Here is a 15,350-nt window from a genome sequence, read left to right as displayed (position 1 = left end):
ATTAATTACATACCCAAACAAGGAGGCTACACATTATGGCAATTACTGCTCAAATGGTAAAAGAATTACGTGAAAAAACTGGCGCTGGTATGATGGATTGTAAAAAAGCGTTAACTGAAACTAACGGTGATATGGAGCAAGCAATCGATTTCTTACGTGAAAAAGGTATTGCAAAAGCTGCTAAAAAATCAGACCGTATTGCTGCTGAAGGTCTAACTTACATCGAAACTCAAGGTAACGAAGCTGTTATCTTAGAAGTTAACTCTGAAACTGATTTCGTTGCGAAAAACGAAGGTTTCCAAAAGTTAACAAAAGAATTAGCTGCTCACATCTTAGCTAACAAACCAGCTGACGCTGCTGAAGCTGCTACTCAAAAAATGGAAAACGGTGCAACTGTTGAAGAACACATCAACTCTGCAATCGCTACAATCGGAGAAAAATTATCTCTACGTCGTTTCGCTGTAGCAACAAAAACTGATGCTGATGCATTCGGTGCTTACCTACATGCTGGCGGACGTATCGGTGTGTTAACAGTATTATCTGGTACAACTGAAGAAGCTGTTGCAAAAGACGTTGCTATGCACATTGCTGCAATCAACCCTAAATACATCTCTCGTGATCAAGTTTCTGCTGAAGAAACTGAGCGCGAGCGCGAAGTATTAACTCAACAAGCATTAAACGAAGGCAAACCAGAAAAAATCGTTGCAAAAATGGTTGAAGGTCGCCTTGGCAAATTCTTCGAAGATATTTGCTTACTAGATCAAACATTTGTTAAAAATCCTGATCAAAAAGTACGTCAGTTCGTTGAGAGCAAAGGCGCTACTGTTGAAAGCTTCGTTCGTTTTGAAGTAGGAGAAGGTATTGAGAAACGTCAAGACAACTTCGCTGAAGAAGTAATGAACCAAGTTAAAAAGTAAGGGTTTGACCGTATAGGGAACACTGTGTGTTCCCTTTTTTACAAAAGAGATCTCACCGTTAACGATGGAGGTAAGCATGAGTCAAGCAAAATATAATCGTATCGTATTAAAGTTAAGTGGAGAAGCATTAGCTGGTGAAGAGGGTTTTGGTATTAACCCATCCATCATCAAATCTGTTGCTGAACAAGTAAAAGCCGTTTATGAATTAGGTGTGGAAATTGCTGTAGTCGTTGGTGGTGGAAACATTTGGCGTGGTAAAATTGGCAGTGAAATGGGTATGGATCGTGCCGCTGCTGATTATATGGGAATGCTAGCAACAGTAATGAACTCTTTGGCTCTTCAAGATAGCTTAGAGAACATTGGTGTGCAAACACGAGTTCAGACTTCTATCGAGATGAGACAAGTAGCAGAGCCTTATATTAGAAGAAAAGCTGTTCGTCATCTTGAGAAAAAACGCGTTGTTATTTTCGCCGCGGGTACAGGAAACCCTTATTTCTCTACAGATACGACAGCAGCTTTGCGTGCAGCTGAAATCGAAGCTGACGTTATCTTAATGGCTAAAAACAACGTAGATGGCGTTTATAATGCAGATCCTAAGCTTGTACCTGATGCTGTAAAATACGAAACATTAACGTATATTGATGTTTTAAAAGATGGACTAGCTGTTATGGATTCTACAGCTTCTTCATTATGTATGGACAATGATATTCCGCTAATTGTTTTTTCAATTACGGAAGAAGGCAATATTAAACGTGCCGTTACAGGCGAAAACATTGGAACAATTGTAAAGGGGAAATAAACATGCCAAAACAAGTGTTGCAAAACGCAAAAGAAAGAATGGAAAAAGCAATTCAATCATTTAGCCGCGAACTAGCATCAATTCGTGCTGGACGTGCAAGCGCGTCACTTCTTGACCGCGTAACGGTAGAATACTACGGTGCACCAACACCAATTAACCAATTGGCGCAAGTAAGCGTGCCTGAAGCTCGTATGCTTGTTATTCAGCCTTATGACAAATCACAAATTGGTGAAGTTGAAAAAGCTATTTTAAAATCTGACTTAGGGTTAACACCTACAAGCGATGGAACTATTATCCGTTTATCGATTCCTGCTTTAACGGAAGAACGTCGTCGTGAGTTAGTGAAAATGGTGAAAAAATATGCTGAAGAAGCAAAAGTTGCGGTTCGTAACGTACGCCGTGATGCAAATGATGATTTCAAAAAGTTAGAGAAAAAAGGTGAAATTACTGAAGACGATTTACGCGGCTACAGTGATGACATTCAAAAACTAACGGATGATCATATCGTAAAAGTGGATAAAGTGGCGAAAGATAAAGAAGAAGAAATTATGGCAGTTTAAGTCATTTCAAGGTAAAATATATTGTAAAAGACCCTCTATTGTTTACAGGGGGTTTTTTTGTTAATAATGTGTAGTAAGAAAAAACTCACATAAGCCACACGTTTATGTGAGAGCGTACAACGGGGGACCTTTGCATGTTAAGAAAATTTCAAGCATGGAAGAAAAGTCAAGATTTAAATACACTGTCTTTGTCAGAACGAAAAGATCAAGTGAAACAGCACCCTGTTCCTGAACATATTGCAATTATTATGGATGGGAACGGTCGTTGGGCGCAAAAACGAGCTCTTCCTCGCATGATGGGCCATCATGAAGGAATGAAGGTAGTGCGTCATGTGACCAGATTGGCCAATGAATTAGGTGTTAAAGTATTAACTTTATATGCATTTTCCACTGAAAATTGGAAGCGCCCCAAAACTGAAGTCGAGTTTTTAATGAAACTGCCAGAGGAATTTTTAACAACCTTTCTGCCTGAGCTAATTGAAAAAAATGTGCAAGTTCGTATTATGGGGGATAAAAGTGAGCTCCCTGCCCATACGATTCGAGCCGTGGATAACGCAATTGAAAAAACAAAGGATAACACAGGGCTGATTTTAAACTTCGCGCTTAATTACGGTAGCCGTCACGAAATCATGGGCGCTATTCAGTCATTGGTAGAAGATGTAGAACAGGGAAAAGTAGCTTCCTCTTCTATTTCAGAAAATTTATTTTCTTCCTATTTAATGAGCAAAAGCCTTCCAGATCCGGATTTGCTTATTCGTACAAGCGGTGAGCTTCGCTTAAGTAATTTTATGCTTTGGCAGCTAGCTTACACAGAGTTTTGGTTTACAGAAGTATTATGGCCAGATTTTAAAGAAAATCATTTAATCGAAGCAGTCGAGGCGTTTCAAAAGCGCGGACGCCGCTTTGGTGGTGTATAAGAAGGTGTGGAAAACAAGATGAAACAGCGCATTATCACCGCGATTGTAGCACTTGCGGTATTTGTGCCGATTGTTTTAATTGGAGGGTTACCTTTTACCCTTATTATGTATGTAATCGGAACAGTTGGTGTAATTGAGCTTTTAAAAATGAAACATTTGAAAGCAATGTCTTTTCCAAGTATCATTAGTTTATTGCTAACTTGGGTGTTTTTACTACCAAATGGAAGAGATGTTGCATTTCAATTCTTAAGTGAACATAAGATAGAAGTAGCGCTTGCTGCTGTCCTTCTTTTATTAATGTACACGGTTGTAGTTAAAAATAAATTTACCTTCGATGACGTTGGGTTTATTTTATTAACGACAGTATATGTTGGCTTTGGCTTTCATTATTTTATCGAGGTTCGTCAAGAGTTCGGGTTAGCTTATTTGTTCTTTGCTTTTCTTATTATTTGGGCGACGGATTCCGGAGCTTATTTTATTGGACGAGCAATGGGGAAACGAAAGCTATGGCCGGAAATCAGTCCCAATAAAACAATTGAAGGTTTTGTTGGTGGCGTCGTATGCGCTATTGTAGTAGCCATTGTATTTAAGCTGTTAGCAAATATTGATCAAACTATGATTGAACTACTTGTAATTGGTATTATCGTATCGTTATTTGGCCAGATGGGTGATCTTGTACAATCAGCGTTCAAACGTCACTATGGCGTAAAAGATTCAGGGAAGATTTTACCCGGTCATGGTGGGATTTTAGACCGTTTTGACAGTTTGATGTTCATCATGCCAATTTTAGCTTTTTTATTATCTCTATAAAAAAGATGTCTTTGTTTTAATAGGAGTGAATATACTTGAAGAAAATTTCCTTGTTAGGAGCTACAGGTTCAATCGGTACTCAAACCGTTGATATTGTTCGAGCGCATCCTGAGTATTTTGAGCTCTCAGCAATCTCTGTAGGTCGAAATATTAATGAAGCAAGAAAGATTATTCAGCAGTGTAAGCCAACCCTTGTTTCTGTGATGAAGAAAGAAGATTGTCTGTCACTGCAAGCAGAATTCCCTTCTATTCGATTTGTTTATGGAGAAGAAGGACTTGTGGAAGTGGCAACTCATCCATCCACAGAAGTTTTAGTAAATGCTGTTCTTGGGAGTGTAGGGTTGACTCCTACGCTAGAAGCAATCAAAATGAGAAAAACGATTGCTATTGCAAATAAGGAGACACTTGTTACTGCTGGTCACCTTGTTATGGAAGCAGCCAAGGAATATGGCGCTGATATTTTACCGGTAGACAGTGAGCACTCAGCTATTTTTCAAAGTTTGCAAGGGCAAGATCAAAAAGCAATAGACCGTTTAATTTTAACGGCTTCTGGAGGGAGCTTTCGAGATAAAACGAGAGCAGAACTACAGGGAGTAACGGTTGAAGATGCATTAAATCATCCAAACTGGTCGATGGGAGCTAAAATTACAATTGATTCGGCAACGATGATGAATAAGGGACTAGAAGTGATTGAAGCACATTGGCTTTTTGATCTTCCCTATGAGAAAATTGATGTATTGTTACATAAGGAAAGCATCATTCATTCTATGGTAGAGTATTCGGATACAAGCGTTATTGCTCAGCTTGGAACGCCTGATATGCGCGTGCCAATTCAATACGCATTAACGTATCCAAAACGCATGTCTTTGCCTAACACCAAGCGTTTAAGCTTGGCGGATATTGGCCAGCTTCACTTCGCTAAAATGGATGAAGAGCGTTTTCGCTGTTTAGCTTTTGCATTTGAGGCTGGCAAAGCGGGTGGAACACTTCCGACTGTTTTAAATGCAGCTAATGAAGAAGCTGTTCAAGCCTTTTTAGATGGTCACATTACATTTTTACAAATTGAAGATGTGATTGAAAAAGCAATGAATGAACATACTGTAATACAGAAACCTTGTTTATCTACTATTAAAGAAGTAGATTTAGAAGCAAGAGAGTTTGTTAGATCCGCCATCTCTCGATAATGTGCGTGCGAGAGAAGCCACTCACTTATTTCTGGTGGGTGGAGATTTGACTCTATTACATGAAGGGGGTAATACCCATTGAACACAGTCATTGCGTTTGTCGTCATTTTTGGAGCTCTTGTATTCTTTCATGAGCTTGGTCATTTAGTTTTTGCAAAGCGTGCAGGCATCTTATGCCGTGAGTTTGCCATTGGGTTTGGTCCCAAAATCTTTTCATTTAAACGAGATGAAACAGTTTATACCATTCGCTTGCTGCCTCTAGGTGGATTTGTTCGAATGGCTGGAGAAGACCCAGAAATGATCGAAGTAAAGCCTGGTCAAATGGTGGGCCTCACGTTCGATAAGGAAGGTAAAGTAAATAAAGTCATTATTAATAACAAGGAACAGCATCCCAATGCAAAAGTTATTGAGGTAGAGCAAGCAGACTTAGAGCATAATCTATTTATTTCAGGTTATGAAGAAGGTGAAGATGAACGTCTGCAAAAATTCGAGGTAGCAGAAGAATCTTACTTCGTTATGGATGGAGAAGAAATTCAAATTGCACCTTATAGCCGTCAGTTTGCCTCTAAAACTCTTGGTCAGCGTGCGCTAGCCATTTTCGCTGGTCCACTAATGAACTTTATATTAGCCTTTGTTATTTTTATCGTTCTTGGGATTTCTCAAGGATATGTTGTTGACAAACCCGTGATGGGCAAATTAACATCAGATGGAGTAGCCGTTGATGCGGGACTCAAACAAGGAGATAAAGTTCAAGCAATTGATGGACAAAGTGTTTCAACGTGGGATGATGTCGTAAAAGTAATTCAAAAACATCCTGAACAGCAAATTACATTCACGGTTCAGCGCGGCGGCAAAACGCTAGATATTCCGATTACACCTGAAAGTCGCAAAGTTGGGGAACAGACAATTGGATTAATTGGCGTATATGCACCGGTTGAAAAGTCATTCATTGGTTCGATCACGCACGGAGCTACTGAAACATATACGTGGATGAAAGAAATCTTGACCGGTCTAGGGAAGCTTGTGACAGGACAGTTCAAACTGGATATGCTTTCTGGTCCTGTAGGTATTTACGCAGCAACCGATCAAGTAGCACAGTCAGGCATTTATTATCTAATGAAATGGGCAGCCGTTTTAAGTATTAACTTAGGGATTGTCAATTTGCTTCCACTTCCTGCTTTAGATGGAGGGCGACTATTGTTCTTCGCTGTAGAAGGAATTCGCGGTAAGCCAATTGATCGTCAAAAAGAAGGCATTGTTCATTTTATCGGTTTTGCTTTATTAATGCTGCTGATGCTCGTTGTAACGTGGAACGATATTCAAAAGTTCTTTTTATAAGACATACGCTCAGCGAGGGATATTCCCTCGCTGATTATATGAAAATTGCGGCATGGTCCGCCTTAAAAAAATAAGATAGAGAAGTAAGCAAAGAGGTGCGAGGTTATGAGACAAAGTTCTACATTGATTCCTACATTAAGAGAAGTGCCAGCTGATGCGGATATAAAAAGCCATCAGCTTCTATTGCGCGCGGGTTTCATGCGCCAAAATGCAAGCGGCGTATACAGCTTTTTACCGCTTGGTAAGCGCGTATTGCAAAAAGTTGAACAAATTGTTCGTGAAGAGATGGACCGTGCAGGTTCTGTCGAATTATTGATGCCAGCTTTACAACAAGCTGAATTGTGGCAAGAGTCTGGCCGCTGGTACTCATATGGACCTGAGTTAATGCGTATGAAAGATCGTCACGGCCGTGAATTTGCTTTGGGAGCAACACACGAAGAAGTTATTACAAGCTTGCTTCGTGACGAAGTGAAGTCATACAAACGTTTACCGCTAAATTTATATCAAATTCAAACGAAGTTCCGCGATGAAAAACGTCCACGCTTTGGCTTATTACGCGGTCGTGAATTTATTATGAAAGATGCATATTCGTTTCATGCTTCTCAAGAAAGTTTAGATGAAGTATATGATAAAATGTTTGCTGCCTACAGCCGCATTTTTGAGCGCTGCGGATTAAATTTCCGTGCGGTTATCGCTGATTCAGGTGCAATGGGCGGAAAAGATACGCATGAATTTATGGTTCTTTCTGAAATTGGGGAAGATACAATTGCTTATTCAGATACATCTTCTTATGCAGCAAATGTTGAAATGGCACCGGTTGTAAATACGTATGAAAAATCAGGTGAAGCTGAAAAAGAATTAACAAAAGTGGAAACACCAAATCAGCATAGCATTGAAGACGTAGCTGCTTTCTTAAATGTTGAAGCGACTTCTTGTATCAAGTCCCTTTTATTTAAAGTAGATGATCGTTTTGTGCTTGTGCTTGTTCGCGGGGATCACGAAGTAAACGATATTAAAGTGAAAAACTATTTTGAAGCTTCCGTTGTTGAACTGGCAACTCCAGAAGAAACAAAAGAAGTATTAAAATGCGCAGTTGGTTCAGTAGGACCGATTGGCGTAAGTGATTCAGTAGAAGTGGTAGCTGATCATGCGGTAAAAGCAATTGTTAACGGTGTATGCGGAGCAAATGAAGAAGGTTATCACTACACAAATGTGAATGAACGTAACTTTAATGCAACTTACGAAGATTTCCGCTTCATCCAAGAAGGGGATCAGTCACCCGATGGACAAGGCTTTATTAAGTTCGCTAAAGGTATTGAAGTCGGACACGTCTTTAAACTAGGAACTCGCTACAGTGAAGCAATGGGAGCAACGTATCTAGATGAGAACGGACGCAGCCAGCCAATGATTATGGGCTGCTATGGTATCGGTGTTTCTCGTACAGTAGCTGCGATTGCAGAACAATTTAATGATGAAAACGGTCTTCTATGGCCAGAAGCTGTTACGCCTTATCAAGTACACGTTATTCCAGTTAACGTAAAAAATGATGAACAGCGTGAACTAGGTGAGAAATTATATAATGAGTTATTAGATAATCGCTTTGAAGTGCTGTTAGATGACCGCCAAGAGCGTGCAGGAGTAAAATTTGCAGATTCAGATTTAATTGGTCTTCCTGTTCGAGTAACAGTTGGTAAACGTGCATCTGAAGGAATTGTAGAAGTAAAAGTACGCAAAACTGGGGAGTCATTAGAAGTGTCAGTTGACAATCTTGTTTCAACAGTGAAAGAACTGCTAGCGAAGTAATGAAGCAGCGGGGATTTGTATCCCTGCTGTTTTTATGTTTATAAACAGAACATATGACAGAATAGAAGTCATTTATGTTAAAATAGATTGCACTCATTTATAAAAGGAGGCAGAAAACTTGGAAGCACAAACGCTAGGAAAAAAAGAGCGTTTTAAGTTGCTGCTGCAGCAGTTAGAGCTGACGAGTGATCAAATTGTTCCTTATTTTGAAAACGCAGCGATTGAAAAGCTCGTCATTCAGAAAGAACAAAAAAAATGGCATTTCCATTTTTCTTTAGAAGGGTTACTACCCTTTGAGATCTATGAGTTATTCCATGCTCGCATGTCTTCAGCTTTTTCTCATATTGCGAGTGTTTCTTTTTCTATTCAAACCGTTAATAAAGAATGTACGGAAGAGCATGTACAGTCATATTGGAAGCATTGTATTGGAGAAATGCAGGGCATATCTCCGCTTTTACAGTCGCTTTTACAAGATCAAATGCCGAGATTGAACGGTGCCAAATTGATTGTAAATGCACGACATGATGCAGAAGGAACGGCTTTACGTAAAAAGTATAGTCAGTTAATTGCTGATCAGTATGCGTCCTATGGGTTTCCGAACCTTCAGCTAATGACGGAAGTTGTGCATTCAGAAGAAGCATTTCAGCAGTTTGTAGAGCAACGAAAACAAGAAGATACAGAAAAAGTATTACAAGCCATCACCGAAATGCAAAATAAAGAAAATGAAAAAAGTGATGGACCAGACCTACCAAAAGGTCCGCTTACAATTGGATATACGATTAAAGACGAGGCGGTTCGCCTGGACTCCATTGTGGATGAAGAAAAGCGAATTGCCGTTGAAGGATACGTATTTGATGCAGAAACTAGGGAATTACGAAGCGGGCGTACGCTTCTTATTTTTAAAGTGACAGACTATACAAATTCTATTATGGTTAAGATGTTTTCACGTGACAAAGAAGATATTCCTTTACTTCAAGCAATTAAAAAAGGAATGTGGGTAAAGGTTCGCGGAAGTGTACAAAACGATACATTTGTCCGTGATCTAGTTATGATTGGAAATGATGTTAACGAGATTACCGGTCCTGCTAGACAAGATACAGCGCCTGAAGATGAAAAACGTGTGGAACTTCACTTGCATACGCCAATGAGTCAAATGGATGCCGTTTCATCTGTTGGAGCTTTAGTCGGACAAGCCAAAAAATGGGGACATCCAGCTGTAGCCATAACCGATCATGCGGTTGCACAGTCGTTTCCTGAAGCGTATGGAGCCGGCAAAAAGAACGGCATTAAAATACTGTACGGAGTGGAAGTCAATTTAGTAGACGACGGTGTGCCGATTGCCTATAATCCGCAGCATGTGGATTTGACAGAAGCAACTTACGTAGTATTTGACGTCGAAACAACCGGTTTGTCAGCCGTATACGATACCATTATTGAACTTGCTGCCGTGAAGATGAAAGAAGGCGAAATCATCGATCGATTTGAACGGTTTGCAAATCCTCATCATCCTCTGTCTGCAACAACAATTGAACTGACGGGTATTACAGATGATATGGTCCAAAATGCGCCTGAAATCTCAGAAGTACTTCGTGATTTTCACGAGTGGATGGGCGACAGTATTTTAGTCGCTCATAATGCAAGCTTTGATATGGGATTTTTAAATATGGGACTGCAAAAAATCGGATTAGAAAAAGCGGCTAACGGCGTTATCGATACGCTTGAACTCGGAAGATTTTTGTATCCGCATATGAAAAACCATCGTTTAAATACTCTTGCTAAAAAGTTTGATATTGAACTTGTGCAGCATCACCGCGCAATTTATGATGCGGAAACAACCGGCTATTTGTTAAATAAAATGCTGAAAGATGCATTTGAACGCGAAATTACGATGCACGATCGCTTAAATGATTATATGGGAGAAGGGAATGCCTATCAGCGGGCCCGTCCGTATCATGCGACGCTTTTAGCACAAAACGACGTAGGTTTAAAAAATCTATTTAAACTCGTTTCGATTTCTCATTTAAATTACTTTTATCGAGTTCCGCGAATTCCAAGATCTCAGCTCGACAAATATCGAGAAGGCATCTTGATTGGAACCGCATGTGACCGGGGCGAAGTATTCGAAGGCATGATGCAAAAAGGAATCGATGAAGTAGAAGGAGCAGCTGAATTTTATGATTATATCGAAGTACAGCCTCCTGACAACTACAAGCACTTAATTGAACTAGATTTAGTGCGAGATGAGAAAGCCTTAAAAGATATTATCAGCAATATTGTGAAGCTAGGTGAAAAGCTTGGAAAGCCGGTTGTAGCAACAGGGAATGTTCACTATCTCAATCCGGAAGACAAAATTTACCGAAAAATATTAATTGGTTCACAAGGCGGGGCTAACCCGTTAAACCGTCACCAGCTGCCGGATGTTCATTTTAGATCAACGGATGAGATGCTGAATTGTTTTTCATTTCTAGATGGAGACAAAGCAAAAGAAATTGTTGTTCATAATACGCAAAAAATAGCGGATATGATTGACGATATTAAACCAATTAAAGATGATTTATATACGCCAAAAATTGAAGGCGCAGACGAAGAAATGCGTGAAATGAGCTATGCGATGGCACGCAGCATCTATGGTGAAGAGCTGCCTGAAGTAGTAGAAGCTCGTCTAGAGAAAGAGTTGAAAAGTATTATCGGCCACGGGTTTGCCGTTATTTACTTGATCTCGCATAAACTTGTTAAAAAATCCTTGAATGATGGTTACTTAGTTGGTTCACGTGGTTCCGTAGGGTCTTCATTCGTTGCGACGATGACGGAAATTACAGAAGTAAACCCACTTCCGCCGCATTATGTTTGTCCAAAATGTAAGAAATCCGAGTTTTTTAATGACGGTTCCGTTGGTTCAGGATTCGACTTGCCCGACAAAAGCTGCGACGATTGTGGCGTACCATTTATTAAAGACGGACACGATATTCCGTTTGAAACGTTCTTAGGATTCAAAGGAGACAAAGTTCCCGATATCGATTTGAACTTCTCCGGAGAGTATCAGCCGCGAGCTCATAACTATACAAAAGTACTGTTTGGAGAAGATAATGTATACCGCGCGGGAACAATCGGTACAGTAGCCGAAAAAACAGCTTATGGCTATGTAAAAGGCTATGCCGGTGACCGTGATTTACATTTACGAAACGCAGAAGTGGATCGTTTAGTAGCAGGATGTACGGGCGTAAAACGTACAACTGGTCAGCATCCAGGGGGGATTATCGTTGTGCCGGACTATATGGATATCTTCGATTTTTCACCGATCCAGTTTCCAGCTGACGACCGTAATTCCGAATGGAGAACAACTCATTTTGACTTCCATTCGATTCATGATAATTTATTAAAACTTGATATACTCGGACACGATGATCCGACCGTGATTCGCATGCTTCAAGATTTAAGTGGAATTGATCCAAAAACGATTCCGACGGATGATCCTGAAGTGATGAAAATTTTTAGCGGAACGGAATCACTTGGCGTAACAGAAGAGCAAATTATGTGTAAAACAGGAACGCTTGGTATACCTGAATTTGGAACGCGCTTTGTGCGTCAAATGTTAGAAGATACGAAGCCAACGACGTTTTCAGAGCTTGTTCAAATTTCGGGACTGTCACATGGGACGGACGTATGGCTTGGTAACGCGCAGGAGTTAATTCGCAATGACATTTGTAACTTAAGCGAAGTAATTGGCTGTCGTGATGATATTATGGTTTATTTAATTTATCAAGGTCTTGAACCGTCACTTGCCTTTAAAATTATGGAGTCTGTGCGTAAAGGGAAAGGGCTAACACCTGAATTTGAAGAAGAAATGATCAAAAATGGTGTACCGGACTGGTATATTGATTCCTGTAAAAAGATCAAGTACATGTTCCCTAAAGCCCATGCCGCCGCTTATGTATTGATGGCCGTGCGTATTGCTTACTTTAAAGTGCATCACGCGCTTCTTTATTACGCAGCGTACTTTACGGTTCGTGCAGATGACTTTGATATTGATACGATGATTAAAGGCTCAACTGCCATTCGAGCGAAGATGGAAGAAATCAACGCTAAAGGTTTAGATGCATCTCCTAAAGAGAAAAACTTATTAACAGTGCTTGAGCTTTCTTTAGAAATGTGCGAACGAGGCTATTCGTTTAAAAAAGTAGATTTATATAAATCAAGCGCAGATGAATTTTTAATTGACGGCACGTCTTTAGTGCCACCGTTTAATGCCATTCCCGGTCTGGGTACAAATGCAGCGCTGAATATTGTAAAAGCTCGTGAAACAGGAGAGTTTTTATCGAAAGAAGACTTGCAGCAGCGAGGCAAAGTATCAAAGACGATTTTAGAGTATCTAGACAACCATGGATGCCTTGAATCATTACCTGATCAGAACCAGCTTTCTCTTTTCTAACATTTGCATAAAATAAGCGGTTATGATATAGTAATTGTGGAAATGCTAAGGATACGGACGAGAAAGAGTGGGGAAACCCGCTCTTTCTTATTGATATGAACTTACTGACATAGTAAGTAGTATGGAGAACGAATCGGCTTCTAGCATGATTCGTTTTTTCTGTAGATTTTCAATCACCATGATTGATTTATTATGTGACGTTTAAAATCCTGCAACATAAATGACAACATTTCCACTCTAGTAGGTTAGACCTCTTATAGAGTGCAAAATAAAAATAGCAAATAAACCACTCTTTTTTGATATAAGAGACATAAAAAACGCGTAACCTAAACATACCATGCAATGTCTCGAAGGGAGGATTAGAATGAGTAAAAATGTAAAACAAACAGTAGAAGAAATGGTTTCCCCTATCTTAGAGGAAATGAATTTAGAGCTTGTTGAAATTGAATACGTAAAAGAAGGAAAAGATTGGTTTTTACGTGTGTTTATCGACTCTGATACCGGCGTGGATATTGAAGACTGCGGAGCAGTAAGTGAAAAATTGAGTGAGAAAATGGATGCAGTAGATCCAATCCCTCATAACTATTTTTTAGAAGTATCATCGCCTGGTGCGGAACGCCCATTAAAAAAAGATAAAGATTTTGAACGTGCAATTGGTAAGCATGTATACATAAAAACATATGAACCAATTGAAGGTGCAAAAGAATTTGAAGGCGAATTACAATCATTTGACGGAGAAACTGTCACGTTATCTATTCGTATCAAAACACGCACAAAAACGGTGGTTTTACCATATGACAAAGTCGCTTTTGCTCGATTAGCGATTGTATTTTAATGTGTAGGGGCCAATATTAAAGGGGGATTATCCAACGATGAGCAGTGAGTTATTTGATGCCTTAGTCATTCTTGAAAAAGAGAAAGGCATTAGCAAAGATGTAATTATTGAAGCAATTGAAGCAGCGCTAATTTCTGCTTACAAACGCAACTTTAACCAAGCGCAAAACGTACGCGTTGATTTAAATTTAGAAAGAGGTTCAATGCGTGTGTTTGCTCGCAAAGATGTGGTTGATGAAGTATATGATCCACGTCTGGAAATTTCGGTTGAAGAAGCACAAACAATCAACCCTAACTTTCAGCTAGACGATGTGGTTGAAATCGAAGTAACGCCAAAAGACTTTGGACGCATCGCGGCTCAAACGGCAAAACAAGTTGTTACACAGCGTGTTCGTGAGGCGGAACGCGGCGTTATCTATTCAGAGTTCAGCGATCGCGAAGAAGATATTATGACAGGTATTGTTCAGCGTCAAGATTCTCGCTTCATCTATGTGAGCCTTGGCAAAATTGAAGCATTGCTTCCTCAAAGCGAGCAAATGCCAAATGAACAGTATAAACCTCATGATCGTATTAAAGTGTATATTACGAAAGTAGAAAAAACAACAAAAGGCCCACAAATCTATGTTTCACGTACGCATCCAGGTCTTTTAAAACGTCTTTTCGAAAAAGAAGTACCGGAAATCTATGACGGTACAGTTGAATTAAAATCAGTAGCTCGCGAAGCTGGAGACCGTTCAAAAATCTCTGTTCATTCTGAGTATGCTGAAGTAGATCCGGTCGGTTCTTGTGTTGGGCCAAAAGGTCAGCGCGTACAGGCTGTTGTGAATGAACTAAAAGGTGAAAAAATTGACATCGTTCGCTGGTCAAATGACCCAGTTGAATTTGTTGCCAATGCCCTAAGTCCATCTAAGGTAGTAGATGTGATTGTAGATGAAAATGAAAAAGCAACAACTGTTATCGTTCCTGACTATCAGCTGTCACTTGCAATTGGTAAACGTGGACAAAATGCACGTCTAGCCGCTAAGCTGACAGGCTGGAAAATTGATATCAAAAGTCAATCAGAAGCTGAACAAGAAGGTATGGTTGTAAAAAACAGCGATGATATGCTAGTAAGTCAACATGCATTTGATTCAGATGAAGATATGGAATAAGAGGTGAGCCAAGGTGAACAATCGTAAAAAAGTCCCGATGCGAAAATGTGTGGCCACTGGAGAAATGAAGCCTAAAAAAGAGCTAGTACGCGTTGTACGCTCAAAAGAAGGCGACGTTTCAGTTGATGTAACGGGTAAAAAGTCCGGGCGCGGAGCTTATGTAAGCAAGGATAAAGAAGCAATTTTATTGGCAAAAAAGAAAAATGTGCTTTCGACACATTTAGGCGCGTCAATAGATGAAGCGGTTTATGAAGAGTTGCTAGCGCTTGTAGAAAAGGAGAAACAGTCACGCTAATGAATGAACAATGGATCTCCTTTTTAGGGCTTGCAAACCGTGCACGCAAATTGATTTCTGGAGAAGAACTTGTGGTTAGAGAAGTTCGGAAACAAAAAGCAAAGTTAGTACTTTTAGCAAACGATGCGTCTGAAAACACAAAGAAGAAAGTAACGGATAAATGTTCTTACTACAACGTTTCGGTTAGAATCGTTCCCGATCGCTACACGCTAGGTCAAGCGATTGGTAAAGATGCTCGAGTTGTGGTGGCCGTTATGGACGAGGGATTTGCTAAAAAGCTAGCAACGATGCTCGGTTAATTTTATGGGGGTGA

Annotated in this window: 13 protein-coding genes; all 13 read left to right on the top strand. The window is 39.9% G+C overall.

Annotated features, from left to right (window positions below):
* Positions 1-35 precede the first annotated feature (35 nt).
* The 13 genes from tsf (at position 36) to U9R83_RS20690 (ending at position 15,336) form a co-directional block, all read left to right on the top strand.
* Positions 36-917: a translation elongation factor Ts gene (tsf, locus tag U9R83_RS20750; protein ID WP_013058849.1), complete on the top strand. Its 882-nt coding sequence runs from the start codon at positions 36-38 to the stop codon at positions 915-917.
* Positions 918-993: 76 nt separating this feature from the next.
* The gene (gene pyrH, locus U9R83_RS20745) at positions 994-1,716 is read left to right on the top strand and encodes a UMP kinase (RefSeq protein WP_013058848.1); all 723 of its coding nucleotides are present in this window, start codon (positions 994-996) and stop codon (positions 1,714-1,716) included.
* A 2-nt stretch (positions 1,717-1,718) separates the two neighbouring features.
* Positions 1,719-2,276 (top strand): ribosome recycling factor, encoded by a 558-nt coding sequence (frr, locus tag U9R83_RS20740; RefSeq protein ID WP_013058847.1) that lies wholly within the window; start codon positions 1,719-1,721, stop codon positions 2,274-2,276.
* A gap of 134 nt (positions 2,277-2,410) precedes the next feature.
* Entirely contained in the window at positions 2,411-3,193 is a 783-nt protein-coding gene (locus U9R83_RS20735) for an isoprenyl transferase (protein WP_014458462.1), read from the top strand.
* A gap of 18 nt (positions 3,194-3,211) precedes the next feature.
* Entirely contained in the window at positions 3,212-4,003 is a 792-nt protein-coding gene (locus U9R83_RS20730) for a phosphatidate cytidylyltransferase (protein WP_014458463.1), read from the top strand.
* Between the two features lie 35 nt (positions 4,004-4,038).
* A complete protein-coding gene (dxr, locus tag U9R83_RS20725) occupies positions 4,039-5,187 on the top strand; it encodes a 1-deoxy-D-xylulose-5-phosphate reductoisomerase (RefSeq protein WP_014458464.1) in 1,149 nt (382 codons plus the stop codon).
* Between the two features lie 78 nt (positions 5,188-5,265).
* Positions 5,266-6,525, top strand: a complete 1,260-nt coding sequence (rseP, locus tag U9R83_RS20720) for an RIP metalloprotease RseP (RefSeq protein ID WP_115654821.1) — start codon at positions 5,266-5,268, stop codon at positions 6,523-6,525.
* A 105-nt stretch (positions 6,526-6,630) separates the two neighbouring features.
* Positions 6,631-8,328, top strand: a complete 1,698-nt coding sequence (locus tag U9R83_RS20715; protein ID WP_014458466.1) for a proline--tRNA ligase — start codon at positions 6,631-6,633, stop codon at positions 8,326-8,328.
* A gap of 118 nt (positions 8,329-8,446) precedes the next feature.
* On the top strand, positions 8,447-12,757 hold the full coding sequence (locus U9R83_RS20710) for a PolC-type DNA polymerase III (RefSeq protein WP_328575400.1): 4,311 nt from the start codon (positions 8,447-8,449) through the stop codon (positions 12,755-12,757).
* A 364-nt stretch (positions 12,758-13,121) separates the two neighbouring features.
* Positions 13,122-13,592 carry a ribosome maturation factor RimP gene (gene rimP / locus U9R83_RS20705; RefSeq protein ID WP_013084764.1) on the top strand — a complete coding sequence of 157 codons (471 nt, stop codon included), beginning with the start codon at positions 13,122-13,124 and terminating at the stop codon, positions 13,590-13,592.
* A gap of 37 nt (positions 13,593-13,629) precedes the next feature.
* A complete protein-coding gene (nusA, locus tag U9R83_RS20700; protein ID WP_013058839.1) occupies positions 13,630-14,742 on the top strand; it encodes a transcription termination factor NusA in 1,113 nt (370 codons plus the stop codon).
* 13 nt (positions 14,743-14,755) lie between these two features.
* Positions 14,756-15,037 (top strand): RNase P modulator RnpM, encoded by a 282-nt coding sequence (gene rnpM / locus U9R83_RS20695; protein ID WP_013058838.1) that lies wholly within the window; start codon positions 14,756-14,758, stop codon positions 15,035-15,037.
* Positions 15,037-15,336, top strand: coding sequence for a YlxQ family RNA-binding protein (locus U9R83_RS20690; protein ID WP_115654820.1), 300 nt, complete (start codon positions 15,037-15,039; stop codon positions 15,334-15,336). Before rnpM ends, U9R83_RS20690 begins: the two co-directional genes overlap by 1 nt.
* The last annotated feature ends 14 nt before the right edge of the window (positions 15,337-15,350 follow it).

The organism is Priestia sp. LL-8 (genome assembly GCF_036227845.1).
GTDB classification, from domain to species: domain Bacteria; phylum Bacillota; class Bacilli; order Bacillales; family Bacillaceae_H; genus Priestia; species Priestia zanthoxyli.
This window is presented reverse-complemented; position numbering and strand designations above follow the sequence as displayed.

What these genes read in the sequence shown, in the direction of transcription:
- rimP (WP_013084764.1), top strand. Translation starts at nt 13,122, where the DNA reads ATGAGTAAAAATGTAAAACAAACAGTAGAAGAAATGGTTTCCCCTATC.
- U9R83_RS20735 (WP_014458462.1), top strand. Translation starts at nt 2,411, where the DNA reads ATGTTAAGAAAATTTCAAGCATGGAAGAAAAGTCAAGATTTAAATACA.
- frr (WP_013058847.1), top strand. Translation starts at nt 1,719, where the DNA reads ATGCCAAAACAAGTGTTGCAAAACGCAAAAGAAAGAATGGAAAAAGCA.
- U9R83_RS20730 (WP_014458463.1), top strand. Translation starts at nt 3,212, where the DNA reads ATGAAACAGCGCATTATCACCGCGATTGTAGCACTTGCGGTATTTGTG.
- nusA (WP_013058839.1), top strand. Translation starts at nt 13,630, where the DNA reads ATGAGCAGTGAGTTATTTGATGCCTTAGTCATTCTTGAAAAAGAGAAA.
- pyrH (WP_013058848.1), top strand. Translation starts at nt 994, where the DNA reads ATGAGTCAAGCAAAATATAATCGTATCGTATTAAAGTTAAGTGGAGAA.
- tsf (WP_013058849.1), top strand. Translation starts at nt 36, where the DNA reads ATGGCAATTACTGCTCAAATGGTAAAAGAATTACGTGAAAAAACTGGC.
- U9R83_RS20690 (WP_115654820.1), top strand. Translation starts at nt 15,037, where the DNA reads ATGAATGAACAATGGATCTCCTTTTTAGGGCTTGCAAACCGTGCACGC.
- U9R83_RS20715 (WP_014458466.1), top strand. Translation starts at nt 6,631, where the DNA reads ATGAGACAAAGTTCTACATTGATTCCTACATTAAGAGAAGTGCCAGCT.